Origin of the sequence: Streptomyces sp. DT190 (genome assembly GCF_049846985.1) — a bacterium.
In the GTDB taxonomy this organism is placed as follows: domain Bacteria; phylum Actinomycetota; class Actinomycetes; order Streptomycetales; family Streptomycetaceae; genus Streptomyces.
This window is the reverse complement of the sequence record NZ_JBNCNM010000001.1, coordinates 39,901-65,400: the sequence shown is the minus strand read 5'-3', so window position 1 is coordinate 65,400 and position 25,500 is coordinate 39,901. Positions and strand designations below refer to the sequence as shown.

Annotated in this window: 19 protein-coding genes; 7 read left to right on the top strand and 12 right to left on the bottom strand. The window is 71.9% G+C overall.

The genetic code is table 11. The features are described 5' to 3' along the window. Positions 1-41: 41 nt before the first annotated feature. From ACPXCS_RS00265 to ACPXCS_RS00215, 11 genes are all read right to left on the bottom strand, one after another. Positions 42-3,764: a ThuA domain-containing protein gene (locus ACPXCS_RS00265; protein WP_425945822.1), complete on the bottom strand. Its 3,723-nt coding sequence runs from the start codon at positions 3,762-3,764 to the stop codon at positions 42-44. Between the two features lie 263 nt (positions 3,765-4,027). Then, positions 4,028-5,026, bottom strand: a complete 999-nt coding sequence (locus ACPXCS_RS00260; RefSeq protein ID WP_425945821.1) for a sugar phosphate isomerase/epimerase family protein — start codon at positions 5,024-5,026, stop codon at positions 4,028-4,030. A gap of 14 nt (positions 5,027-5,040) precedes the next feature. After that, positions 5,041-6,252 carry a Gfo/Idh/MocA family protein gene (locus tag ACPXCS_RS00255; protein WP_425945820.1) on the bottom strand — a complete coding sequence of 404 codons (1,212 nt, stop codon included), beginning with the start codon at positions 6,250-6,252 and terminating at the stop codon, positions 5,041-5,043. Positions 6,253-6,307: 55 nt separating this feature from the next. Next, positions 6,308-7,354 carry a substrate-binding domain-containing protein gene (locus ACPXCS_RS00250; RefSeq protein ID WP_425945819.1) on the bottom strand — a complete coding sequence of 349 codons (1,047 nt, stop codon included), beginning with the start codon at positions 7,352-7,354 and terminating at the stop codon, positions 6,308-6,310. A 17-nt stretch (positions 7,355-7,371) separates the two neighbouring features. Beyond that, the gene (locus ACPXCS_RS00245) at positions 7,372-8,391 is read right to left on the bottom strand and encodes an ABC transporter permease (RefSeq protein WP_425945818.1); all 1,020 of its coding nucleotides are present in this window, start codon (positions 8,389-8,391) and stop codon (positions 7,372-7,374) included. Next, entirely contained in the window at positions 8,388-9,905 is a 1,518-nt protein-coding gene (locus ACPXCS_RS00240; protein ID WP_425945817.1) for a sugar ABC transporter ATP-binding protein, read from the bottom strand. Before ACPXCS_RS00240 ends, ACPXCS_RS00245 begins: the two co-directional genes overlap by 4 nt. A gap of 198 nt (positions 9,906-10,103) precedes the next feature. Beyond that, a complete protein-coding gene (locus tag ACPXCS_RS00235) occupies positions 10,104-11,285 on the bottom strand; it encodes an ROK family protein (protein ID WP_425945816.1) in 1,182 nt (393 codons plus the stop codon). A 421-nt stretch (positions 11,286-11,706) separates the two neighbouring features. After that, positions 11,707-12,384, bottom strand: a complete 678-nt coding sequence (locus ACPXCS_RS00230) for a GntR family transcriptional regulator (RefSeq protein ID WP_425945815.1) — start codon at positions 12,382-12,384, stop codon at positions 11,707-11,709. 148 nt (positions 12,385-12,532) lie between these two features. Further along, positions 12,533-13,471 (bottom strand): beta-ketoacyl-ACP synthase III, encoded by a 939-nt coding sequence (locus tag ACPXCS_RS00225; protein ID WP_425945814.1) that lies wholly within the window; start codon positions 13,469-13,471, stop codon positions 12,533-12,535. 149 nt (positions 13,472-13,620) lie between these two features. After that, the gene (locus tag ACPXCS_RS00220; protein ID WP_425945813.1) at positions 13,621-13,761 is read right to left on the bottom strand and encodes an MFS transporter small subunit; all 141 of its coding nucleotides are present in this window, start codon (positions 13,759-13,761) and stop codon (positions 13,621-13,623) included. Continuing rightward, the gene (locus ACPXCS_RS00215) at positions 13,730-15,061 is read right to left on the bottom strand and encodes an OFA family MFS transporter (protein ID WP_425945812.1); all 1,332 of its coding nucleotides are present in this window, start codon (positions 15,059-15,061) and stop codon (positions 13,730-13,732) included. The genes ACPXCS_RS00220 and ACPXCS_RS00215 overlap by 32 nt, the downstream gene beginning before the upstream one ends. Positions 15,062-15,257: 196 nt before the next feature. On the opposite strand from ACPXCS_RS00215, the gene ACPXCS_RS00210 reads away from it, so the two are divergent. The 5 genes from ACPXCS_RS00210 to fdhD are packed head-to-tail and all read left to right on the top strand — an operon-like array spanning position 15,258 to position 21,720. Then, on the top strand, positions 15,258-16,229 hold the full coding sequence (locus ACPXCS_RS00210; RefSeq protein WP_425945810.1) for a 2-dehydropantoate 2-reductase: 972 nt from the start codon (positions 15,258-15,260) through the stop codon (positions 16,227-16,229). Between the two features lie 19 nt (positions 16,230-16,248). Then, positions 16,249-18,168 (top strand): molybdopterin oxidoreductase family protein, encoded by a 1,920-nt coding sequence (locus ACPXCS_RS00205; protein WP_425945809.1) that lies wholly within the window; start codon positions 16,249-16,251, stop codon positions 18,166-18,168. A gap of 6 nt (positions 18,169-18,174) precedes the next feature. After that, complete coding sequence (locus tag ACPXCS_RS00200; protein ID WP_425945808.1) at positions 18,175-20,007, top strand: NADH-ubiquinone oxidoreductase-F iron-sulfur binding region domain-containing protein; 1,833 nt, start codon at positions 18,175-18,177, stop codon at positions 20,005-20,007. Continuing rightward, positions 20,004-20,864, top strand: coding sequence for a 2Fe-2S iron-sulfur cluster-binding protein (locus ACPXCS_RS00195; protein WP_425945807.1), 861 nt, complete (start codon positions 20,004-20,006; stop codon positions 20,862-20,864). The genes ACPXCS_RS00200 and ACPXCS_RS00195 overlap by 4 nt, the downstream gene beginning before the upstream one ends. Positions 20,865-20,871: 7 nt before the next feature. Next, positions 20,872-21,720: a formate dehydrogenase accessory sulfurtransferase FdhD gene (fdhD, locus tag ACPXCS_RS00190; protein ID WP_425945806.1), complete on the top strand. Its 849-nt coding sequence runs from the start codon at positions 20,872-20,874 to the stop codon at positions 21,718-21,720. A 286-nt stretch (positions 21,721-22,006) separates the two neighbouring features. Here the strand turns inward: fdhD and ACPXCS_RS00185 are convergent, their stop codons facing one another. Continuing rightward, positions 22,007-22,444 (bottom strand): MarR family winged helix-turn-helix transcriptional regulator, encoded by a 438-nt coding sequence (locus ACPXCS_RS00185; protein ID WP_425945805.1) that lies wholly within the window; start codon positions 22,442-22,444, stop codon positions 22,007-22,009. Between the two features lie 122 nt (positions 22,445-22,566). Between ACPXCS_RS00185 and ACPXCS_RS00180 the strand changes: the two genes are divergently transcribed. Together ACPXCS_RS00180 and ACPXCS_RS00175 are read left to right on the top strand one after the other, a co-directional pair. Next, on the top strand, positions 22,567-23,484 hold the full coding sequence (locus ACPXCS_RS00180) for a quinone oxidoreductase family protein (RefSeq protein WP_425945804.1): 918 nt from the start codon (positions 22,567-22,569) through the stop codon (positions 23,482-23,484). Between the two features lie 140 nt (positions 23,485-23,624). Next, on the top strand, positions 23,625-25,496 hold the full coding sequence (locus tag ACPXCS_RS00175) for an exo-alpha-sialidase (RefSeq protein WP_425945803.1): 1,872 nt from the start codon (positions 23,625-23,627) through the stop codon (positions 25,494-25,496). Positions 25,497-25,500 lie beyond the last annotated feature (4 nt).

Below are 25,500 nucleotides of genomic sequence, written 5' to 3'. Positions count from 1 at the left end.
AGACGGCGGGCGGGGGTCCGGCGTCCCCCGCCCGCCGCCGTTCACTGGCCCTGGACGGGCAGTTCCTTGAGCTGGATGTTGCGGAAGGAGACCTGGTCGTCGGCGCCGTGGTTCTGCAGGCCGATGTAGCCGTCGGTCAGGCTCCGCTGGGGGTCCTTGTTGGTGAAGTCGTTGATCTTGACTCCGTTGAGGAACACCTGGAGGCGTTCGCCCTGGACCTTGATCTCGTAGGAGTTCCACTGGCCGGGCGGCCGCAGAACCTGGTCACGGGCCTTGATGTTGGCCGACTTGAAGGAGTAGACCGAGCCCGTGGTGCGGTCGGCGGCGTCCGTGGCGTCGATCTGGATCTCGTAGCCCTTGTTCACCGCGGACCAGGGGTCGTCGGAGGCGGGGAAGCCCACGAAGATCCCGGAGTTGTCGTCGCCCCGCATCTTCCAGTCGAGCTTGAGGGAGTACGACTTGAGTTCCTTGGCCTGGTACCAGAGCAGGCCCATGCCGCCCTCGGACTCCATCACGCCGTCCTTGACGACGAACTTGCCGGGGCCGGCCTGCTTCCAGCCGTCCAGGGTCTGGCCGTTGAAGATCTTCCGGTAGTCCTTGCCCGGCTTGCAGTCCGCCTTGACCTGGCCGGTGGCGTACTGCAGGCCGCCGAGCAGGTGGGCGCGGAAGGCCTCGTCGGTGTAGGACTCCTTGGTGTGGCCACCGCCGGTGTAGAAGGACCGGCCGCCGCCGTAGCTCTGGCACCAGGCGATCGGGTGGTCGCCCTTCATGGTGCCGCCCTGGTAGGTGGTCTCGTCCAGGGTGGCGAGGACCTTGGCCTGCTCGCGCGGGTTGGTGCGGTAGTTGTACCACTCGTCGGTGCGCTCCCAGGCGTCACCCAGGTGCGCGGTGGACGGGTGGTCGTGGTCCTCGACGCGGACGGTGGCCTTCTGGATGGCCGGGTGCGAGTGGAAGTAGGCGCCGACGAGGCCGCCGTAGAACTCCCAGTCGTACTCGGTGTCGGCCGCCGCGTGGATGCCCATGTACCCGCCGCCGCCGGCCACGTAGTCCTCGAACGCCTTCTGCTGCTCGGCGTTGAGGACGTCGCCGGTGGTGGACAGGAAGGCCACGGCGTCGTATTTGGCGAGGTTGGTGGTGGTGAACTGACGGGCCTCCTCGGTCGCGTCGACCGTGATGCCGGCCGGGCCGCCGAGCTCCTTCAGTGCGGCGATGCCGGCCGGGATGGAGTCGTGGCGGAAGCCGGCGGTCTTGGAGAAGACCAGGACCTTCCTGCCGCCCTTGAACGGCTCCTTGGAGAACTCGAAGTCGTCCACGTCGAACAGCGCGCCCTCGCCGCCCTTGAAGACCAGGTAGATGTCGGTGGTCTTCTTCGGCAGCGACCGCAGCGGCACGTCGACGTTCTGGAACGTCTCCCAGCCGCCGGTCGGCGGGATGTACGCCGAGCCGTGCAGCGGTCCCTCGGGCGAGCCGGTGCGCAGCTCGACGAAACCGCCCGCGCCGCCGGAGGAGGCCCGTACGGTCAGCTTCTTCTGGCCGTCGAACCGGTAGGGGGTGAAGGAGATCCAGTCGCCGTCGCTGATGTCGCCGACGGTCTTGCCGCCGTGGGCGCCGGTCTTGTCGATGACGGACACGCCGGACTGGGTGGTGAAGTGCTCGCCCTGGCGGTGCAGCGGCTGCAGGACGGTGCGGGCGGTGCCCGTCAGCTCCTCCTGGCCGTTCGCGCCGCCGTCGGTGTAGCTGGCGCCGACGACGCCGTAGATGTTGGCGTTGGGGTCGTGGCCGCCGTCACCGGGCGGCGGCTTCAGGGTGCCCTCGCAGCCCATCTCGCTGGTCAGTTCGTGGGCGTGGGAGTCGTGGCCGAGGCTGTAGGTGACCTTGACCTTGGAGCAGTCGACGGTCTCCTCGGGATCGGTGACCTTCACCTTGAAGGGGACGGGCTGGCCGAAGGCGGCCAGGGTGCCGTTGGCCGGGGTCTCGATCGTCACCTTGGGCTCGGTGTTGCCGACCACGATCCGGACGCTGGCGTTGCCCGTGTTGCCCTCGGGGTCCTTGGCGGTGAAGGTGGCGCTGTAGGTGCCGGCCTTCTTGTACCGGTGGGTGGGGTTGAGGCCCTCGCCCTTGGTGCCGTCGCCGAAGTCCCAGCTGTAGGTGAGGTCGGTCGAGTCGGCGTCCTTGGCGGACCCGGTGAAGGTGACCTTCAGCCCGGCCGCTCCGGACGTCTTGTCGGCGCTCACCTCGGCGATCGGGGAGAAGCCGTCCTCGGCGTTCTCGATCCGGTACAGCGCGGAGTGCTCGTCGCCCTGGAACCAGGAGACGCCGTAGTCGAGGACGTAGAGCGCGCCGTCGGGGCCGAACTCCATGTCCATGATCTGGGTGCCGGTCCAGGGGAAGTCGTTGATCTTCGCGACCGCCCCGTCCCCGGTCTGCTCGATCCGCTTGATCCAGCGGCGGCCGAACTCACCGGCGAAGAAGTCGCCGTCGTAGGCCTCGGGGAACTTCACGCTGGAGTCGAGTTCGGGGTCGTAGCGGTAGACCGGGCCGGCCATCGGGGACTCGGAGCCGGTGCCGAACTCGGGCACGGAGCCGCCGTCGTACGGGATCCAGGCGGCCTGCGCGGGCGGCAGGTCGACCAGGCCCGTGTTGTGCGGGGAGGTGTTCTTCGGGGCGGCGCAGTCGAACTTCGCGCCGGACTCCTTGGTGGCGAAGTCGTAGTCGACGTAGGCGTCGTTGTTCCCGGTGCAGAACGGCCAGCCGAAGTTGGCCGCCTTGGTCACCTTGGCGAACTCGACCTGTCCGGCCGGGCCGCGCTCGGGGTCGGCGGCGCCGGCGTCGGGGCCGTAGTCGCCGACGTAGACGATGCCCGTCTTGTCGTCGACGCTCATCCGGAACGGGTTGCGGAAGCCCATCGCGTAGATCTCGGGGCGGGTCTTGTCGGTGCCCGGGGCGAAGAGGTTGCCCTCGGGGATCGTGTAGGAGCCGTCCTCGGCGACCTTGATGCGCAGGATCTTGCCGCGCAGGTCGTTGGTGTTGCCGGAGCTGCGGCGGGCGTCGAAGGCCGGGTTGCGGCCCGGCCGGTCGTCGATGGGGGTGTAGCCGTCGGAGGCGAAGGGGTTGGTGTCGTCGCCGGTGGACAGGTAGAGGTTGCCCTCGGCGTCGAAGTCGATGTCGCCGCCGACGTGGCAGCACAGTCCGCGGGAGGCCGCGACGTCGATGACCTTCTTCTCGCTGGCCAGGTTCAGCGTGCCGTTGGCGTTCAGCGTGAAGCGGGAGAGGCGGTTGACGCCGTCGAACTTCTTGAAGTCCTCGGGGGTGCCGGTCTCCGGGGCGTCGCCCGCGGGGGTGTCCAGCGGCGGGGCGTAGTAGAGGTAGATCGCCCGGTTGTTCTTGAAGTCCGGGTCGACGCCGACGCCTTGGAGGCCTTCCTCGTCATGGGTGTAGACGGGGATCTTGCCGGCGACCTTGGTGACGCCGCCCTGGTCGGTCAGGCGCAGCGTGCCGTCGCGCGAGGTGTGCAGGACGCTGCGGTCGGGGAGCACGGCGAGCGACATCGGCTCGCCCGTCTCGGGCTCGCCCTTGGCGAGCGGAACCTGCTGGAACTGGCCCTCGGCGGCCGCCGGTTCGTCGTGCTCCGGGTGACCGGGGTGGGCGCCCGCGACGGTGGCGGGGGTGCCCACGGCCAGGAGCAGGCCGGTGAACAGGGCGAGGGTGGTGCGCAGGGTGGGCCGTCTGGGGGTGCGGGTGCGGGTGGGGCTGGTTCTGTGCACGAAGTCCCTCCGGGAACGGGTGGGCCGTACGGGGTGGGTACGAAGACGTGCGGTGCGGGCGCCGGGGTGCGCCGTCACCCCGGAGGTGCGTGTGTCCTGAACACTTCAAGGACGGTAACCGTCTCCGTCCGGGGCGAACACCCCTTGCGTCAGGATCGGTTCAGCTTTCTCCCAGCGCAGGACAAAGCGGTATCCGGGCAGGTCGGAGAGGGGACCGGCGGGAGGTGCCGGTCCCCGTCCCCGACCTGGGCCGGGTGTGCGGTTCAGCTGTTGAACGCCGCGTCGAAGGACGCGCTCGGGGGTTCGAAGTCGAAGGCCTTGAGGCGGGTCAGCGCCTCGGGTGCCCCCTGGAGCCGGTCCATGCCGGCGTCCTCCCACTCGACGGAGACCGGGCCCTGGTAGTCGATGGAGCGCAGCATCCGGAAGACGTCCTCCCAGGGCACGTCACCGTGCCCGGCGGAGACGAAGTCCCAGCCGCGCCGCGGGTCGCCCCAGGGCAGATGGGAGCCGAGCCGGCCGTTGCGGCCGTCGAGGCGTTTGCGGGCCTCCTTGCAGTCGACGTGATAGATGCGGTCGCGGAAGTCCCACAGGAAGCCGACCGGGTCGAGGTCCTGCCACACGAAGTGCGAGGGGTCGAAGTTGAGGCCGAAGGCGGGGCGCCGGTCGACGGCTTCGAGGGCCCGCTGGGTCGTCCAGTAGTCGTAGGCGATCTCGCTGGGGTGGACCTCGTGCGCGAACCGCACGCCCTCGGCGTCGAAGACGTCCAGGATCGGGTTCCAGCGGTCGGCGAAGTCCTGGTAGCCGCGTTCGATCATCGCGTCGGGCGCGGGCGGGAACATGGCGACGAGGTGCCAGATGGCGGAGCCGGTGAAGCCGATGACGGTGTCGACGCCGAAGGCGGCCGCGGCCCGCGCGGTGTCCTTCATGCGCTCGGCGGCCCGCTGCCGGACCCCTTCCGGGTCACCGTCGCCCCAGATCGCCGCCGGGAGGATCGCCTGGTGCCGTTCGTCGATGATGGCGTCGCAGACGGCCTGGCCGACCAGGTGGTTGGAGATCGCCCAGCATTTGAGGCCGTACTTGTCGAGGAGCTGGTGCCTGGACTCCACATAGGAGGGGTCCTCCAGCGCCTTGTCGACTTCGAAGTGGTCGCCCCAGCAGGCGAGTTCGAGGCCGTCGTAGCCGAAGTCGCGGGCCAGGCGGCAGACCTCCTCCAGGGGCAGGTCCGCCCACTGGCCGGTGAAGAGCGTGAAGGTGCGCGGCATGGAAAGGGGCCTCCTCAGACCGCGATCGGGGTGTAGACGGAGTTCTTCTCGGCGCTCTCCTCCACCGCGGCGAGCACCCGCTGCACCTGGAGCCCGTCGGTGAAGGAGGGCTCGGGGCGGCGGCCCTCGGCGATGGCGTGGACGAGGTCGCGGACCTGGTGGACGAAGGTGTGCTCGTAGCCGAGGCCGTGGCCCGGCGGCCACCAGGCCTCCAGGTAGGGGTGGTCGGGTTCGGTGACGAGGATGCGGCGGAAGCCCGCCTCCGCGCCCGGCTCGGTGCCGTCGTGGAAGGACAGCTCGTTGAGCCGCTCCAGGTCGAAGGCGAGCGAGCCGCGCTCGCCGTTGAGCTCGATGCGCAGGGCGTTCTTGCGGCCGGTGGCGTAGCGGGTGGCCTCGAAGGTGGCGATCGCGCCGGAGGGGAAGCGGGCCGTGAACAGGGCCGCGTCGTCCACGGTGACCTCGCCCTTGCCCGCGGCCGAGACGGAGGACAGTCCGCTGCTGGCGCCGGTGGGCAGCGGCCGCTCCCGGACGAAGGTCTCCGTCAGCGCGGAGACCCCGGCCAGCGGCTCCCCGACCAGGTACTGGGCGAGGTCGACGATGTGCGCTCCCAGGTCGCCCAGCGAGCCCGAGCCGGCCTGCTCCTTGCGCAGCCGCCAGGTCAGCGGGAACTCGGGGTCCACCAGCCAGTCCTGGAGGTACGTCACGCGCACGTGCCGCAGCCGCCCGAGCCGGCCCTCGGCGACCATCCGGCGGGCCTGGGCGGTGGCCGGCACCCGGCGGTAGTTGAAGCCGACCATCGCCACCTGCCCCCGCCCGTACGCCTCCTCGGCCGCCCGGGCCATCGAGGTGGCCTCCGCGACGGTGTTGGCGAGCGGCTTCTCGCACAGCACGTGCTTGCCCGCGGCCAGGGCGGCCAGCGCGATCTCGGCGTGGCTGTCGCCGGGGGTGCAGATGTCGACGAGGTCGACGTCGTCCCGGGCGACGAGGGCACGCCAGTCGGTCTCGACGGACGCCCAGCCGTGCCGGTCGGCCGCCGTCTGCACGGCGGACCGGTCCCGGCCGCAGATCACGGCCTGCACGGGGTTCAGCGGCAGGTCGAAGACGCGGCCCGCGGTGCGCCAGCCCTGCGAGTGGGCGGCGCCCATGAAGGCGTAACCCACCATGCCCACGCGCAGGGGTGGTTTGCCTGCCTCGGTCCCATCTGACGGCGCTTGCGGCTGTCCCATACGGGTGTCCTCCTCGTCCTGGTCGGGGTGGCGCACGTGGGGGGTGCGGGTGGGATCACTGGAAGCCGGTGGGCATGTACTGGTCGACGTTGGTCTTGTCGACGACCGCCGAGTAGAGCGTGAGGGAGGCGGGGATCTCGAACTCGGCCATGCCGCCGATGCCCTTGCCCTGGCCGAGGGCGCGGGCGAGGTCGATCGCGGAGGCGGCCATGGTCGGCGGGTACAGCACGGTCGCCTTGAGCACGCCGTCGTCCTTTTTGATGGCCTGGAACGCGGCCAGCGCGCCCGCGCCGCCGACCATCAGGAAGTCGTCGCGCCCGGCCTGCTCGATGGCGCGCAGCGCTCCGACGCCCTGGTCGTCGTCGTGGTTCCACAGCGCGTCGAACTTCGACTGGGCCTGCAGCAGCTGGGCCATCTTGGCCTGCCCGGACTCCACGGTGAACTCGGCGGCCTGGCGGGCGACCTTCTTGATGTTGGGGTAGTTCTTCAGGGCGTCGTCGAAGCCCTTGGTGCGCTGCTTGGTGAGCTCCAGGTTGTCGAGGCCGGCGAGTTCGATGACGCGGGCGTCGGGCTTGTCCTTGAGCTTCTCGCCGATGTAGTGCCCGGCGTTGAGGCCCATGCCGTAGTTGTCGCCGCCGATCCAGCAGCGGTAGGCCTGCGGGGTGTTGAAGATCCGGTCCAGGTTGATGACCGGGATGCCGGCGCGCATCGCCTTCAACCCGACCTGGGTGAGGGCCTTGCCGTCGGCCGGGAGCACGACGAGGACGTCGACCTTCTTGTTGATGAGGGTCTCGATCTGGCCGATCTGCTGGGCGGTGTCGTTGGAGCCCTCGGTGATCTCCAAGGTGACGTCGGAGTACTTCTCGGCGCGGTTCTTGGCGTTGTCGTTGATGGCGTTGAGCCAGCCGTGGTCGGCCTGCGGTCCGGCGAAGCCGATGGTGACCTGCTTGCCGGGCTTGTCGTCGGCGGCCGGCTGGTTGTTGCCCGCCGGCTCGTCCTTCGACTCGGACGGCTCGTTGCTGGTGCACCCCGTCAGGAGGGCACCGGCGGAGACGGCGGCGGCCCCGAAGAGCAGCCCTCTGCGGCTCGTGATCTCTGGCATGGCGGTGAACCCTTTCCTCAGGTCGTGCTCGCGGTACGGCGCTGGACCAGCACGGCGGCGACGATGATCGCGCCCTTGGCGATCTGCTGGACGTCGCTCTGCAGGTTGTTCAGGGCGAAGATGTTGGTGATCGTGGTGAAGATCAGGACGCCGAGGACGGAGCCGGTGATGGTGCCGCGGCCGCCGGTGAGGAGGGTGCCGCCGATGATGGCGGCGGCGATGGCGTCGAGTTCGTAGAGGTTGCCGTTGGTGTTCTGGCCGGAGCCGGACAGGATGATCAGCAGGAAGGCGGCGATGCCGCAGCACAGTCCGGACAGCAGGTAGAGGTAGAGCCGCTGGCGGCGGACGTCGATGCCGGCGAGCCGGGCGGCCTCCGGGTTGCCGCCGACGGCGACCGTGCGGCGGCCGAAGGTGGTGCGGTTGAGCACCAGCCAGCCGATGACCGTGACCACGGCGAACACCATGACCAGCGGCGGGATGCCGAGGACGTAGGCGTCCCGCTCCCCGAGGTCGAGCACGGACGGCACGGTGACGATCTGCGTCTTGCCGTCGGTGATCTGCAGGGCGAGGCCGCGGGCGGAGGCCAGCATGGCCAGGGTGGCGATGAACGGCACCATCGCGCCGTAGGCGATGAGCACCCCGTTGACCAGGCCGCAGCCGACCCCGACGACGATCGCCGTGAAGAGGATGCCGGCGAAGCCGAACTCCTGGGTGGCGACGGTGGTGGCCCACACGGAGGCGAGGGCGACGATCGCGCCGACCGAAAGGTCGATGCCGCCGGAGACGATGACGAAGGTCATGCCGACGGTGACGACGCCGATGACGGACGCCTGGGTGAGGACGAGTTGCAGGTTGCGGGTGTCGAGGAACTCGTCGGGCTTGGTGATGCCGCCGATGAGGACCAGCGCGGCGAGCACGCCGAGCAGGGACAGGGTACGGACGTCGGCGCGGAACAGCAGGCCGCGCCAGGCCGGGGGCCGGGCCTGGGGCACCTTGTCGGTGCTGCTGTCCAGCGGCGGGGAGACGGGCTGCGTCATGACGCCGGGCTTCCTTCCATGACCAGGTCGAGTACGCGGTGTTCGTCGAGTTCGCGCGCGGGGGCCGTGTGGACGACCCGTCCCTCGCGCAGCACCAGGACACGGTCGGCGAGGCCGAGCACCTCGGGCACCTCGCTGGAGACCAGCAGCACGGCGAGGCCCTCGTCGGCGAGGCGGCGGATGACCGCGTAGAGCTCGGCGCGGGCGCCGACGTCGACGCCGCGGGTGGGTTCGTCGAGCAGCAGCACCTTGCAGCCGCGCAGCAGCCAGCGGGCCAGGACGGCCTTCTGCTGGTTGCCGCCCGACAGGGTGCGCACCGGCACGGACGGGTTGTCGGGCCTCAGCGACAGCTCGCGGGTGGCGGCCCGGGCGGCGCCGAGTTCGGCGCCCCGGTCGATCCACCCGGCGCGCGCGAAGCGGGACATGGAGGAGACCGACACGTTGCGGGTGACGGACTCCAGCATCAGCAGGGCCTGGGCCTTGCGTTCCTCGGGGGCGAGGCCGAGCCCGGCGCGGACGGCGGCGCGGACGCTGCCGGGCCGCAACGGCCGGCCCTCGACCAGCACCTGACCGGTCGTCGGTTTGCGGGCGCCGTAGACGGTCTCCAGGATCTCGGAGCGGCCGGAGCCGACGAGTCCGGCCAGGCCGACGATCTCGCCCGGCCGCACCTCGAGGTCGAGGGTCTCGAACTCCCCCTGGCGGGACAGCCCTCGCACCGTCAGCACGGGTTCGGCGCGCGGCGGGGCGACGGGCCGCTCCGGGAAGACGTACTCGACGTTGCGGCCGGTCATAAGGGCGACGACCTCGCGGGTCGGGGTCGACTTCGCGGGCAGTCCGTTCGCCACGGCGCGGCCGTCCTTCAGGACGGTGACCCGGTCGCCGATGCGGCGGATCTCCTCCAGGCGGTGCGAGATGTAGACGACGGCGACTCCGGCGGCGGTCAGGTCGCCGACGATGCGGAAGAGGTTGTCGACCTCGTCCGGGTCGAGGGCGGCGGACGGCTCGTCCATCACGATGAGCCGCACGTCGTGGGAGAGCGCCCGGGCCATGGACACGATCTGCTGCTGCGCGGCCGAGAGCTCCCCGACCAGGCGGCCCGGGTCGATCTCCGCGTGGCCGAGCCGTTTGAGCAGGGCGGCGGTCGAGGCCCTGGCCGCCTTGCCCCGGACGACGAAGCCGGCGGCCGTCGGCTCGTGTCCGAGGTGGACGTTCTCGGCGACCGACAGGTGTTCCACCAGGTCGAGTTCCTGGTAGATGGTGGCGATGCCGAGGCGCATGGCGGCGATCGGCGAGCGCAGGGTGACGTCCTCGCCGCGCCAGCGGATGGTGCCGGTGTCGGGCTGGTGGGCGCCGGCCAGGACCTTGATGAGGGTCGACTTGCCGGCGCCGTTCTGGCCGAGCAGGCAGTGCACCTCGCCGGCCACGACGTCGAGGTCGACGCCGTCGAGGGCCCGGACTCCGGGGAACGACTTGGTGATGCCGGACATGCTGAGCAGCGGTGGTTCTGGTGCCATGAGGTCCCCTTGGCGGGCGTGCGGGCCGGTTCAGGGCAGGGCAGAGCAAGGCAGGGTGCTGTGCTGGTGAGCCGTGCTGTCGAGAAGGACTGCGCGAAGGTGCGGGACGGCGCGGGAGAGCAGGACCGTGCGGGAGAGCAGGACTACGGAGAGGAGCAGGACTACGGGGAGGACAGGACTGCGCGGGGAAGGACGGGGCTACGCGGGAGAGAACAGGTGGTCGCTGATGAGCCGGGCCGCGCCGATGACTCCGGCGGCGGGTCCCAACTCGCCCAGGACGATGGGCAGGTTGCCGGTCGCCAGGGGCAGCGACTGGCGGTAGACCTGGGTGCGGATCGCGGCGAGCAGGGTGTGGCCGAGTCCGGTCACCCCGCCGCCGATCACCACCAGGCCCGGGTTGAAGAAGCTGACCAGGCCGGCGATGACCTGGCCGGTGCGGTTGCCGCCCTCGCGGATCAGTTCCAGGGCGGTGGCGTCACCGGCGGCGGCCGCGGCGGCGACGTCCACGGCGCTCAGGTCGCCGTTGGTCTCCAGCCGTGACGCCAGTTCGGCCGACAGACCCTGCTGGGCGGCCTCCAGGGCGTCGCGGGCCAGGGCCGCGCCGCTGAAGTGGGCCTCCAGGCAGCCCCGGTTGCCGCAGGCGCAGGGGCGGCCGTCGGGGACGGCCTGGATGTGCCCGATGTCGCCGGCGCTGCCCGTCGTACCGCGGTAGACCTCACCGCCGACGACGATGCCGCAGCCGATGCCGGTGCCGATCTTGACGCAGAGGAAGTCGGCGACGGTGCGGGCCACGCCCGCGTGCTGCTCCCCCATCGCCATCAGGTTCACGTCGTTGTCGACCATGACCGGGCAGCCGAGTTCCTGGCTGAGCGCCTCCCGTACGGGGAAGCCGTCCCAGCCGGGCATGATCGGCGGTGCCACCGGGACGCCCTCGGGGAAGCGGACCGGGCCCGGGACGCCGATGCCGGCGCCGTCGAACCCCTCCGCGAGCCCGGAGGCTCTCAGCTTCGCGGCCATGGCCAGGACCTGCTCGAAGATCGCGACCGGACCTTCGCGCACGTCCATCGGGTGGTTGATGTGCCCGAGGGTCTCCAGCTCGGCGTTGGTGACGGCGACGTCGACCGAGGTCGCGCCGATGTCGACGCCGAGGAAGCGGAGTTCGGGGTTGAGCCGGATGTTGTGGGAGCGGCGGCCGCCGCGCGAGGCGGCGAGTCCGTCGGCCACGACCAGCCCCGTCTCCAGCAGCCGGTCCACCTCCACGGCGAGCTTGGACCGCGAGAGGTCGACCTGGTCGCCCAGCTGGGCGCGGGAGTTGGGGCCACCGTCGCGCAACAGTTTGAGCAGTCGGGCCTGATGGGCGTTTCCGGGTCGTGCGGTCATACGTCTCACGAGCCCCTCCCCGCCTCGATCGGCCTGTGCGCGCCGGTTTTCCGCCACCGCGGTGGCGTTGCTTTCGGAGGGAACGTAGCAGCGGCTGCCGGGAGTGGGAAGAAGTCACGCAGGAATTGCCCCTCACTTTTTCCACTCAGAGGACAAAGACGGGGACGGGAGTGCTCCCGGGCGGGCGCGGACGGCCCGTCCGACGGGCGGAAACGGGCATGCCGAGGCCCCGGCCGCACACGGAGAAGGGCATGTCGAGGCCCCGGCCGACGCACGGAGAAGGGCGCGCCGACGCCCCGGCCGACGCACGGAGAAGGGCGCGCCGACGCCCCGGCCGCCGCACGGGAACGGCCATGCCGACGGCCCGCGCGGCGCGGGCCCGGGCGGCGCGGATCAGCTGGTGTCGCCGGCCGGCCGGACCCTACGAACGGGCCCGCGCGTGGTACGACCGGCGTGTGTGCTCGGTGTGTTCACGCATCAGCTCGGTGGCCCGCTGCTCGTCCCGGGCGGTGACCGCGGCGATGAGCGCCCGGTGCTCGATCCAGGACTGGTGGCCCCGCTGGCGGGCCACCGGCGTGTAGTACCAGCGCACGCGCCGGTCGACCTGGGCGGCGAGTTCGGCGAGGACCGTGTTGCCGGCCAGCTCCATGATCTTGGCGTGGAAGCGCGCGTTCATGGCGACGGCCCCGTCCACGTCGTCGGCCTCGACGGCCTTCTCGCCCTCCGCGCACAGCGCTTCGAGGGTGGCGATGCCGGCGCTGTCGGCGTTGGCCGCGGCGAGCCGGGCCGCCTCGGCCTCCAGGAGCGTACGGACGGTGAGGAGCTGGTCGGCCTCCTCCTCCGTCGGCTCGTGCACGAAGGCGCCCTGGGCGGGCCGCAGATCGACCCACCCCTCGGTGTTGAGCCGCTGCAGCGCCTCGCGCACCGGCTGCCGGGAGACCCCCAGGTGCCCGGCGAGTTCACTCTCGACCAGGTGCTGGCCGGGCTGCAGGGCCCGGGTGGTGATGAGTTCGAGGAGTGCCTCGTAGACACGGTCGCGCAGCGGACCCGGGCGTTCCAGCTTGGGTACCGCCCCTTGGGGCAGGCCTGTCGACAGCATCGCGGTCCCCCTCCTCGGCAGGGCCGTGCACGGCACGGCAAGACGCCGGTGTCGCCGCAGAGTCAGTATCGATTGTCTTTCGTCTACAGTCTACGGCGCACAAGAGCCAGGGTTTCGGGGAGTCGACCGCGTCACACCGCGGCCCGGATCAGGGGCAGCGGACGACCTGCCCGGCATAGGAGAGGTTCCCGCCGAAGCCGAACAGCAGGACCGGGTCGCCCGTCGAGATCTCGCCCCGCTCCACCAGCTTGGACAGGGCCAGCGGGATGCTCGCCGCCGAGGTGTTGCCGGACTCGACGACATCGCGCGCGACGACGGCGTTCACGGCGCCGATCTTCTCGGCGAGGGGTTCGATGATGCGCAGGTTCGCCTGGTGCAGCACGACCGCGGCGAGGTCCGCCGGTTGCAGCCCGGCCCGCTCGCACGCCCGGCGCGCGATGGGCGGCAGCTGGGTCGTCGCCCAGCGGTAGACGCTCTGCCCTTCCTGGGCGAAGCGCGGCGGGGTGCCCTCGATCCGCACGGCGTGGCCCATCTCGGGCACCGAGCCCCACAGCACGGGCCCGATCGCCGGCTCGTCGGCGGCCTCCACCACCGCGGCCCCGGCCCCGTCCCCGACCAGCACGCACGTGGTGCGGTCGCTCCAGTCGGTCACCTCGCTCATCTTGTCGGCGCCGATGACCAGCGCCCGGCTGGAACCCCCGGCGCGCACGGCGTGGTCGGCGGTGGCCAGGGCGTGGGTGAAGCCCGCGCACACCACGTTGAGGTCCATGGTCGCGGCCTGCGGGATGCCGAGCCGGGCCGCGACCCGGGCGGCGGTGTTGGGCGAGCGGTCGACGGCGGTGGAGGTGGCGACCAGCACCAGGTCGATGTCGGACGGGGCCAGCCCGGCGCCCGCGAGGGCCTTCGCCGCGGCGTGCGCGGCGAGCTCGTCGACCGGCTCGTCGGGGCCCGCGATGTGGCGGGTGCGGATCCCCACCCGGCTCCTGATCCACTCGTCACTGGTGTCCACCAGGCCCGCCAGGTCCTCGTTGGTGAGCACCTTGGCGGGCTGGTAGTGGCCGACGGCGGCGATGCGCGAGCCGTTCATTGGGTGGGTCCCCCTCGTTGCCTTGGGTAGCGGATCCACCAGTCTGATCAGTGACTCGCGGGTACGACGGCAGCCGAGACGACAGGAAACGAGCGCCCTCGTTGTCGGCTTCCGTCAGGACCCCGGACGCCCGGACACCTGTCGAACGGCTACCCGGTGAACAGCTGCGTCGCCTTGCGGACCAGCTCGTACAGCCCGTAGGCGAGCGGGAGGCCCACCCAGACCCAGGCCAGGGCGATCAGCCACCGCCGGTCGGCGCTAGGCGGGCTCTGACTGCTGTCGCTCGGCATGAGCGGCCTCCCTCGGGGCGGTGACGTGGTGACGGGGGGCGACGGGTCGGACGAGTTCGTTGGCGACGAAGCCGACGACGAGCAGGCCGATCATGATGACGAAGGACAGCCCGTACAGGGACGCGCCGTGCCGGCCCGCCTCCTCCTGCCGGTCGGCGATCCAGTTCACGATGAGCGGCCCGAGCACCCCGGCCGTGGACCAGGCGGTGAGCAGCCGCCCGTGGATGGCCCCGACCTGGTACGTGCCGAAGAGGTCCTTCAGGTACGCCGGGATCGTCGCGAAGCCGCCGCCGTAGAAGGAGAGGATGACCAGCGCGCACAGCACGAACAGGGGCTTGGAGGAGTCGCCGAACAGGGCGATCAGGGTGTACATCAGCGCGCCGGCGCCGAGGTAGACGCGGTAGATGTTCTTGCGGCCGATGAGGTCGGAGGTGGAGGACCAGCCGATGCGCCCGGCCATGTTCGCCGCCGACAGCAGGGCGACGAAGCCGGCGGCGGCCGTCACCGACACCGGGGTGGAGGTGTCCGCGAAGAAGTCGGTGATCATCGGCGCGGCCTTCTCCAGGATGCCGATGCCGGCGGTGACGTTCATGCAGAGCACGATCCACAGGAACCAGAACTGAGGGGTGCGGATGGCCCGGTTCGCGGAGACCTGCGGGCCGGCGGACGGGCTCGGCCCGCTCTCCACCGGCTTGTCCGTGCGCGGCACCCGGACCAGCAGCACGCCCAGCAGCATGAAGACGGCGTACGACAGCCCGTGCACCAGGAACGCCAGCGCGATGCCGGAGCTGTCGGACCCGAAGGACTCCAGCATCTGGGCGCTCCACGGCGAGGCGATGAGCGCGCCGCCGCCGAAGCCCATGATGGCGATGCCGGTGGCCATGCCGGGCCGGTCCGGGAACCACTTGATGAGGGTGGAGACCGGTGAGATGTAGCCGATGCCGAGGCCTATGCCGCCGACGAAGCCGTAGCCGAGGACGATCAGCCAGTACTGCTCCAGGGACGCGCCCAGCGCGGAGAGCAGGAAACCGGAGGAGAAGCAGACCAGGGCGACGGTCATCGCCCAGCGCGGGCCCTTGCGCTCCACGAGCGTGCCGCCGAACGCGGCGGACAGACCCAGCATGACGATGCCCAGCTGGAAGGGGAGCGCGCTCTGGGTGCCGCTGAGCCCGAGGGCGGACTCCAGGGGCGGCTTGAACACGCTCCAGGCGTAGGCCTGGCCGATGGAGAGGTGTACGGACAGAGCGGCGGGCGGGACGAGCCAGCGGCTCCAGCCCACGGGCGCGACGGGGGGACTCATGACCCCCGGACGGTAGGGACCCGTGGGGCGGTTGAGAAGGCGGCGCGTCGACCGTATGCGGTGAGCGGTATGCCGTCTGCGCCGAACGGTCGGTGCGCGGACCCTTGCCGCCCCAACTTCCATACTGTAGACAATATTTCGTCGACAGAGTCTCGGCAGTTCCTCGGTACCCTCGACCGAACGGAGCTCCCTCGTTATGAAAGTCGCAGTTCTCGGCGCCGGTGCCATCGGCGCCTACGTCGGCGCCGCGCTCCACCGCGCGGGTGCCGACGTGCATCTCATCGCCCGTGGACCGCATCTGACGGCCATGAGGCGGCACGGAGTCCGGGTGCTCAGCCCCCGCGGCGACTTCACCGCGCACCCGCACGCGACCGACGACCCGGCCGAGGTCGGCCCGGTCGACTACGTCTTCCTGGGCCTGAAGGCCAACGCGTACGCGGCGTGCGGGCCGCTGATCGCGCCACTGCTGCACGGCACCACGGCCGTCGTGGCGGCTCAGAACGGCATCCCCTGGTGGTACTTCCACCGGCACGGCGGTCCCTACGACGGCCACCGGATCGAGAGCGTGGACCCGGACGGCGCGGTCAGTGCGGTGCTCGCGCCCGAACGGGCCGTCGGCTGCGTGGTCTACGCGGCCACCGAGCTGGAAGGACCCGGTGTCGTACGGCACCTGGAAGGCACCCGGTTCTCCGTCGGCGAGCCCGACCGCAGCCGCTCGGCCCGCTGCGCGGCCTTCAGCGAGGCCATGCAGGCGGGCGGGCTGAAGTGCCCGGTCGAGCCGGACCTGCGCAACGACATCTGGCTCAAGCTGCTCGGCAACATCTCCTTCAACCCGATCAGCGCGCTGGCCCGCGCGACCATGCGGCAGATGTGCCTGCACGGCGGCACCCGCCGGGTCATCGAGATCATGATGACCGAGACGCTGGCCGTCGCCGAGGCCCTGGGCTGCGAGGTCGGGGTCTCCATCGAGCGCCGGCTGGCGGGCGCGGAGCGGGTCGGCGACCACCGCACCTCCACGCTCCAGGACCTGGAGCGCGGCAAGCCGCTCGAACTCGACGTGCTGCTCGCCGCGGTCGTCGAGCTGGCGGAGATCACCGGCGTGGAGGTGCCCACCCTGCGCACCGTGCACGCCATCTCGGACCTGCTCGCGCTGAGGAGCGCCGCATGAGGAGCGTCAGGAGCTTCATATGAGGAAGCGGCAACCGAAGACCTACACCCGGCTGACGCACCCGCTGGTGCGGGACTCCCGCGACGAGCCGTTCCGGCGGGCCACCTGGGAGGAGGCGCTGGACCGGGCGGCGGAGGGCCTCGAACGCAACCGCGGCGCCTTCGGCATGTTCTCCTGCGCCCGCGCCACCAACGAGATGAACTACGTGGCGCAGAAGTTCGCCCGGGTCGTCATGGGCACCAACAACGTCGACTCCTGCAACCGCACCTGCCACGCCCCGAGCGTGGCGGGGCTGTCGGCGGCGTTCGGCTCGGGCGGCGGGACGTCGTCGTACGAGGAGATCGAGCACACCGACGTCATCGTGATGTGGGGCTCCAACGCCCGTTTCGCGCACCCCATCTTCTTCCAGCACGTGCTGAAGGGGATCCGCAACGGGGCGCGCATGTACGCGGTCGATCCACGCCGCACCTCCACCGCCGAGTGGGCGGAGAGCTGGCTGGGCCTCAACGTCGGCACGGACATCCCGATGGCGCACGCGATCGGCCGCGAGATCATCCACGCGGGCCTCGTCAACGAGGCGTTCGTCGAGCGCGCCACCACCGGCTTCGAGGAGTACAGGGCCCTGGTCGAGCCGTGGACGCCGTCGCTCGCCGAGAAGGTGACGGGCGTACCGGCCGCCGCCATCAGGGAGCTGGCCCACGCCTACGCCCGGGCCGAGCGGGCCCAGCTGTGCTGGACGCTCGGCATCACCGAGCACCACAACGGCACCGACAACGTCCGCGCCCTGATCAACCTGTCCCTGCTCACCGGGCACGTCGGCCGCTACGGCTCCGGGCTGCAGCCCCTGCGCGGGCAGAACAACGTGCAGGGCGGCGGCGACATGGGCGCCATCCCCAACCGCCTGCCGGGCTTCCAGGACATCCTCGACCCGGACACCCGGCTGAAGTTCGAGTCGGCCTGGGACACGGTGATCCAGCCCCACTACGGCCTGAACCTCACGGAGATGTTCGAGGCCATGGAGGAGGGCCATCTCAAGGCCGTCTACTGCATCGGCGAGAACCCGGCCCAGTCGGAGGCCGACAGCGAGCAGGCCGTACGACGGCTGCAGGCGCTGGACTTCCTGGTCGTGCAGGACATCTTCCTGACCAGGACGGCCGAGCTCGCGGACGTCGTCCTGCCCGCCACGGCCGGCTGGGCGGAGACCGAGGGCACCACCACCAACAGCGAACGGCGGGTCCAGCGCGTGCGCCGGGCCGTGACCCCGCCCGGCGAGGCCCGCGAGGACATCGACATCCTCTGCGACCTGGCCGCCCGGCTCGGCCACGACTGGAAGTACGCCGACGCCGAGACCGTGTGGAACGAACTGCGGTCGCTCTCCCCCGACCACCACGGCATGACGTACGAGCGCCTGGCGGAGCACCAGGGCATCCAGTGGCCCTGCCCCAGCACCGACGCTCTCGAACCGAGCTATCTGCACGGCCGGTTGTGGGACCCCGACCCCGCTCGGCGCGGGCGTCTCGCGCCGTTCGGGATCGTGCACCACGACCCGCCCGTGGACCTCACCGACGAGCGGTACCCGATCCGGCTCACCACCGGGCGGCGGCTGGACTCGTACAACACCGGTGTACAGAGCGGCGGTTACGCCTCCCCGCTGCGGCGCGGCGAGTACGTCGAACTGAGCCCGGAGGACGCCGAGCACTACGGCGTCGTCGTCGGCGAGCAGGTGCAGGTCACCTCGCGGCGCGGGTCGGTGACCGCGCCCGTGTGGGTGGATCCCGCGCTGCGGCCCGGGCTCGCGTTCATGACCATGCACTTCCCGGACGAGGTGGACACCAACGCGCTCACGATCGAGGCGAACTGCCCGATCGCCGGGACGGCGGAGTTCAAGGCGTCGGCGATCCGGATCGAGAAGCTGCCCATCGCGACCATCGTGGGGTGACGCACCGTGGACCTGCACTTCGGCGACAGCAAACCGACGGACGAGGAACGGGCGGCCGTGGACGCCCTGCTCGGGCCCCCCGAGTCCTCCTGGGAGGGCGCCGCCCGCGACGAGATGCGGGCCGCCGATCTGCGGTGGGCCCGGGGCGGACGCGAGGCCCGGGACCGCCGCGACCTGCTGTTGCCGGGGCTGCACGCGATCAACGACCGGATCGGCTGGATCAGCGACGGTGCCCTCGACTACCTGTGCCGGCGTCTGACGGTGCCGCCGGCGGAGGCGTACGGGGTCGCCACGTTCTACGCCCTGTTCTCCGTCAAGCCGCGCCCGGCGACCGTGCTGCACGTGTGCACGGACCTGGCGTGCGCGGCGGCCGGGGCACCGGAGCTGTGCTCCGGGATCGAGGAGCGGCTCGGCCCCGGCAGCGGGGTGAGCGTGCAGCGCGGCCCCTGCCTGGGCCTGTGCGAACGCGCCCCGGCCGCACTGGCGATCCGCGCCGGTGACCCGGTCCGTACGGCGGTGTCGGCACCGGCGACCGTGGCGCAGGCCGTCCTCGCCGCGAGCGCCCCCGACTCGGCGCCCGAGGAGCCACCGGCCGCGCTGGCGGTGCCCCAGGCCGGGCAGGACGGCCTGATGCTGCTGCACCGGATCGGCGTGGCCGACCCGGCGTCCCTCGACGACTACCGCGCCCACGGCGGCTACAGCGCCCTGCGCCGGGCCTTCGAGCTCGGTCCGGCGGGCGTCATCCGGGAGGTCACCGACTCGGGTCTGGTCGGGCGCGGCGGGGCCGCCTTCCCCACCGGCCGCAAGTGGCAGGCCACCGCGTCGCAGCCGGACCGTCCGCACTACCTCGTCTGCAACGCCGACGAGTCCGAGCCGGGCACCTTCAAGGACCGGGTGCTGATGGAGGGCGACCCGTACGCGCTGGTCGAGGCGATGACGATCGCCGGGTACGCGACCGGCGCCCACCTGGGCTACCTGTACCTGCGCGGCGAGTACCCGCGCGCCCTGCGCCGGCTGGAGCACGCGATCACGCAGGCCCGGGCCCGGGGCCTGCTCGGCGACGACGTCCTCGGCCAGGGGTACGGCTTCGACATCGAGATCCGGCGCGGCGCCGGCGCCTACATCTGCGGCGAGGAGACGGCCCTGTTCAACTCCATCGAGGGCTACCGGGGCGAGCCGCGCTCCAAGCCGCCGTTCCCCGTGGAGAAGGGCCTGTTCGGCAAGCCGACGGTGGAGAACAACGTCGAGACGCTGGTCAACGTGCTGCCGGTCCTGACGATGGGCGCACCCGCGTACGCCGCGATCGGCACCGGGCGCTCGACCGGACCGAAGCTGTTCTGCGTGTCGGGGAGCGTGGCGCGGCCCGGTGTGTACGAGGTGCCGTTCGGGGCGACGCTCGGCGAGGTGCTCGCGCTGGCCGGGGTGCGCGACGGGCTGCGGGCGGTGCTGCTCGGCGGCGCGGCGGGGGGCTTCGTACGCGCCGACGAGCTGGACATCCCGCTCACCTTCGAGGGGACGCGCGAGGCCGGCACGACCCTGGGCTCGGGGGTCGTGATGGCCTTCGACGACAGCGTGCCCCTGCCCCGGCTGCTGCTGCGCATCGCCGAGTTCTTCCGCGACGAGTCGTGCGGGCAGTGCGTGCCCTGCCGGGTCGGGACCGTGCGGCAGGAGGAGGCGCTGCACCGGATCGCGGAGCGCACGGGCGCGGCGGCGGCGGGCGACATCGCCCTGCTGCGGGAGGTCGGCCGCGCGATGCGGGACGCCTCGATCTGCGGTCTGGGCCAGACCGCGTGGAACGCCGTGGAATCCGCCATCGACCGTCTGGGGGCGTACGAATGACCGTCACACCGCTGGGGATCCCGCGCCGGCTGCTGGAGTTCACGATCGACGGTGAGCAGGCCCGGGTCCCCGAGGGCTCGACGATCCTGGACGCCTGCCGGGCCGCGGGCAAGGACATCCCGACCCTGTGCGAGGGCGACACCCTGCGGCCCAAGAACGCCTGCCGGGTCTGTGTCGTCGAGGTCGAGGGGGCCCGCACCCTGGTGCCGGCCTGCTCCCGCAGGGCCGAGCCGGGCATGGAGGTCCGCACGGACACCGAGCGCGCCCGGCACAGCCGGAAGATCGTCCTGGAGCTGCTGGCGTCCTCCGTCGACCTGTCGACCACGCCCCGGGTCGCCGAGTGGCTCAAGGAGTACGAGGCGAAGCCGGACCGCTTCGGCCCGGACGCGGCCCGGCTGGACGAGGAGCGCAGGATCGACAACGACCTGTACGTGCGGGACTACGACAAGTGCATCCTCTGCTACAAGTGCGTCGATGCCTGCGGCGACCAGTGGCAGAACACCTTCGCGATCTCGGTCGCCGGGCGCGGTTTCGACGCGCGGATCGCCGTGGAGCACGACGCGCCGCTGACCGACTCGGCGTGCGTGTACTGCGGGAACTGCATCGAGGTGTGCCCCACGGGCGCGCTGTCGTTCAAGTCCGAGTTCGACATGCGCGCTGCGGGTACCTGGGACGAGTCGAGACAGACGGAGACGACCACGGTGTGCGCGTACTGCGGAGTGGGCTGCAACCTGACGCTGCACGTGCAGGACAATGAGATCGTGAAGGTCACCTCACCGCACGACAACCCGGTGACCCACGGCAACCTCTGCATCAAGGGCCGCTTCGGCTACCAGCACGTACAGAACCGGGACTGATCAGGACATGGGACGAGTCACGGAACGACGCAAGGTGCTCCGCATCCGGGACGGGGCGGTCTCCAGCCGGCCCGACACGCTCGTCGCCGAGGAGCCTCTGGAGATCCGGCTGAACGGCAAGCCCCTGGCGATCACGATGCGCACCCCGGGCGACGACTTCGCGCTGGCGGCGGGCTTCCTCGTCAGCGAGGGCGTGCTGGCCGGGCAGTCGGACCTGCGGAACATCGTCTACTGCGCCGGGGCGACGGCGGACGGCTCGAACACCTACAACGTCGTGGACGTGCAGACCGCCCCCGGCGTGGTGATCCCGGACATCACGCTGGAACGCAACGTCTACACGACGTCCTCGTGCGGCCTGTGCGGTAAGGCGTCGCTGGACGCGGTGCGCACCACGGCCCGCTGGCCCGTCGCCGACACCCCGCCGCTGCGGATCACCCCCGAGCTGCTGGCGGGCCTGCCCGACCGGCTGCGCGCGGCGCAGCGGGTCTTCGACCGGACGGGCGGCCTGCACGCGGCGGCCCTGTTCTCGGAGGAGGGCGAACTGCTCGACGTCCGGGAGGACGTGGGCCGGCACAACGCGGTCGACAAGCTGGTCGGCCGTGCGCTGCAGCACGGGGAGCTGCCGTTGTCCCGGGCGATCCTGCTCGTGTCGGGCCGGGCCTCCTTCGAGCTGGCGCAGAAGGCCGTGATGGCCGGCATCCCGGTGCTGGCCGCGGTGTCGGCGCCGTCCTCGCTCGCGGTGGACCTGGCCGCCGAGACGGGCCTGACGCTGGTGGGCTTCCTGCGGGGCAGTTCCATGAACGTGTACGCGGGTGAGGACCGGATCGCTGTGCGGGCCGCGGCCGCCCAGGGCTGAGCAGGTTCGCCCCGCTGCACGGCGGCGGGGCCCCGACCGGCGGGGAGCGCCCCCTGCGCCGCAGGGGCCCCGTCTCGGCCCCCGCCGGGCGCGGCGGACGGATGCCCTGATTTGCCGGGGGGCGGTGGCCTGCCCTGGTCCGCCGAGCGCGGCGGACGGATGCCCCGATCCGCCGGGCGCGGGTGACCGGATGCCCTGAGCCGCCGGGCGCGGGTGACCGGATGCCCTGAGCCGCCGGGCGCGGGTGACCGGATGCCCTGATCCGCCGAAACCGCGGTCGGGTGCCCTAGTCCGCCGTGCCGGATATCCGCCGCAGCATCGCCGTGAACTGCTCGCGCTCGGTTTCCGACAGCGGGGCGAGCAGCTCGTCGTTGGCGGCGCGGGCCGCCGTCTCGCAGCGTTCGAGCAGCCGGGCTCCCCGGGGCGTGAGAGACACCGCGTTCTTGCGGCGGTCCCGCGGATCGGGCTCACGCACCGCCAGGCCGCCCGCCTGCAGGTCGTTGAGGATGCCGACCAGGTCCTTGGGGTCGAGCCGGACCGCGCGGCCGAGGTCGGCCTGGGCGACGGGGGCGAGGTCGCGCAGGGCCGACAGCACCACGTGGTGCCACATCCGCAGGTCCTGCCCGGCCAGCGCCTCGGCCACCAGGGCGCGGCCCCGGGCGGCGGCGCGGCCGAGCAGCCAGCTGGGCAGGGAGCGGATCGCGGGCAGGGGGGCTTCCGACATGGCCGCAGCCTAACCAAGAAATCGTTGGTTCTCCCTATGATCGTCCTATACCGTTGGCCACCCCGACGAAACCGTAGGGATCACCAACGACCTGTTGGGCGACCCGCGACCCCGGAGGTGCGATGCGCCGCGTCCGCTACGAATCCCGAGGCGGCCCCCTGTTCGTCGAGGAGGCCCCGGTCCCCGGGCCCGGCCCCGGAGAGCTGCTCGTGCGCGTGGAGGCGATCGGCGTGACGCTCCCGGTCGTCCGGAAGGTCACGGAGGCGGCCGAACCGGTCCCGCTCGGCGGCGAGATCGCCGGGGAGGTCACAGCCGTCGGGGAGGGCGTCACGCGCTTCTCCACCGGCGACCGGGTGACCGGGCTCTGCTTCGGGCACGCCTACGCCGACTTCGCGCTCCTGCACGAGGCGACGGCCTCCCCGCTGCCACGGGACGCCACCGCCGTCACCGCGGTCGCGCTGGTCCGCAGCGGCCTGGTCGCGCTCGGCGCCCTGGAGGCGGCGCGCCCCGAGCCGGGCGAGGCGGCCCTGGTCACGGGCGCGGCGAGCGGTGTCGGCCATCTGGCCGTGCAACTGGCCAGGACACGCGGCGCGGGACGGGTCGTCGGAGCCGTCTCCGACCCCGCCAAGGCCCGGTTCGTGCGGGATCTCGGCGCCGACCGGGTCGTCACCTACGACGACGACAGCTGGGGCACGCCCGCCGACTACGTCCTGGACGCCGTGGGCGGGGAGTTGCTCACCCCGGCCCTAACCGCGCTCGCCCCCGAGGGACGGCTGGTGGCGTACAGCTCCGGCGGCGGCACCGTCCGGGCGTACGACCTGCTCGCGGGTGCCAAGTCGGTCATCGGCTTCCAGCTGGCCCGGATCGCCCGCGGCAGGCCGGCGTTGTACGAGCAGTGGCGCGAGGAGCTGTGGCGCCTGTTCGCCGCCGGGGAGCTGAGGCCCGCCGTGCACGGGGAGTTCGCCCTGGAGGACGCGGCGAAGGCGCACGGGGAGATCGAGGCGCGGTCCAACCTCGGCAAGGTCGTCCTGATCCCCTGACGCACGGTTCTTGTGGGGGGTCTGAGAAGCCAAGTACCGTCTGTGGCTCACACATTGGACGTGGGATGTCCGGTTGACAGGATGTCCGGTCCCACGCCCCGGTGGTCCAGCCGACAGACGCATGAAGGGCAGGTCGCACCATGCCGTCAAGTCTTCGCACCCGTCTGAGATCCACCCTGACCGCCGCTGTCGCCGCAGTGGCACTGCTCGCGCCCACCGCACCGGCCGAGGCCCGACGGGCCGCGGCCCCGGCCGGGTTCGAGCAGCAGGTCCTCTTCAAGGCCTCCCAGGACCCCGGCTACGCGTGCTTCCGGATCCCGGCGATCGTGCGCACCACCAGCGGCACGCTGCTCGCCTTCGCCGAGGGCCGGGTCCTCAACTGCGGTGACGCCGCCGACATCGACATCGTCCTCAAGCGCTCCACGGACGGCGGCCGCACCTGGGGCCCGCTCCAGGTCGTCAACGAGGGCGCCGGCGACACACACGGCAACCCGGCGCCCCTGGTGGACCGCCGCACCGGCCGCATCCTGCTGGCCGAGACGTACAACACCGGCCGCACGGACGCCGGGAACTGCCGGATCCCCTGCGACCGCACCCCGCACCTGCAGTACAGCGACGACGACGGCCGGACCTGGTCGCAGCCGCGCGACCTGAGCGACGAGATCCTCCCCGAGGACTGGAACAGCTGGTACGCCACCGGACCCGTGCACGGCATCCAGCTGACCCGGGGCGAGCACGCCGGACGACTGGTGTTCGGCGTCAACACCGAGACGTGGAACGGCAGCCGGGTCTCCGAGAACCACGCGGCGCTCATCGTCAGCGACGACGGCGGCGACCACTGGCGGATCGGCGCCACCGACTCCTGGCCGATAGAGCAGGACGGCACGTTCCGGCAGAAGCCGTCGGAGGTGACGCTCACCGAGCGCGCCGACGGCGCCCTGCTGGTCAGCGGCCGGGAGCAGGACGGCACCGACCTCGGCCACCGCGCCCAGGCGTTCAGCACGGACGGCGGCGACAGCTTCACCGCGCCCTTCCGGGCCCTGCCGGACCTCTACACGCCACAGGTGCAGGGCGCCACGCTGCGGCTGGGCGACCGCATGCTGCTGTCCGCCCCGGCCGACCCCGACCGCCGCCGCACGATGATGGTCCGCTCCTCCTACGACGGCGGGCGCACCTGGGAGAGCGTGGACCGGGGCACGGTCGTCACCACGGACTGGTCCGGCTACTCCGACATGGCCGCGGTCGACGGCTCGACGGTGGGCCTGCTCTACGAGGCCGGCGCGGTCGACGCCCGGGACGAGATCCGCTTCGCCCGCTTCACCGAGGACTGGCTGAAGCCCCGCCGGGGCGCCGACCCGACCACCCGTGACGCGGCGGCGGGCGCCAGGCCCGCGGCCGTCCTCGGGGGCGCCGGGCGGACGGCCGGTGTGCGGGGCAGCGCGATGTCCTTCGACGGCACCGACGACGCCGTGCGCCTGCCCTACCGCTCCGCACTCCCGCTCGGCGAGGGGGACTTCACGGCGTCGCTGTTCTTCCGCTACACGGCCACCACCGGCGAGCAGCCCTTCCTGTGGATGGGCGGCATCGGCAGCACCCAGCCGCAGGTCTGGCTGCGCGGCGAGCCGGCGAGCGACCGGGTCCGGGCGCTGATCACCACCCGGTCGGACGCGGCGACCGTCCGGACGGCGTCGGTGTGGAGCACCGGCGCCCGCAACGACGGCCGCTGGCACCATCTGGCGCTGCGCCGCGGCGGCGGGCAGCTGACGCTCTTCCTGGACGGCCAGGCCCTCAGCACCGCGGACGTGCCGGGCTCGGTCAGCCGCAACTCCCCCTTCGGCGTGCACGTCGGGCAGCGCATGGACAGCAGGGCGTACCTCACCGGGGCCGTCGACGACGTCCGCGTGTGGAACCGGGCCCTGTCCGACCGCGAGCTGGCCTCCGGCGCCTCGGGCGCGGCCGCGCGGGGCACGGTGGTGTGGCTCCCCATGGACCAGGTGAGCGGCAGCAACTAACGTC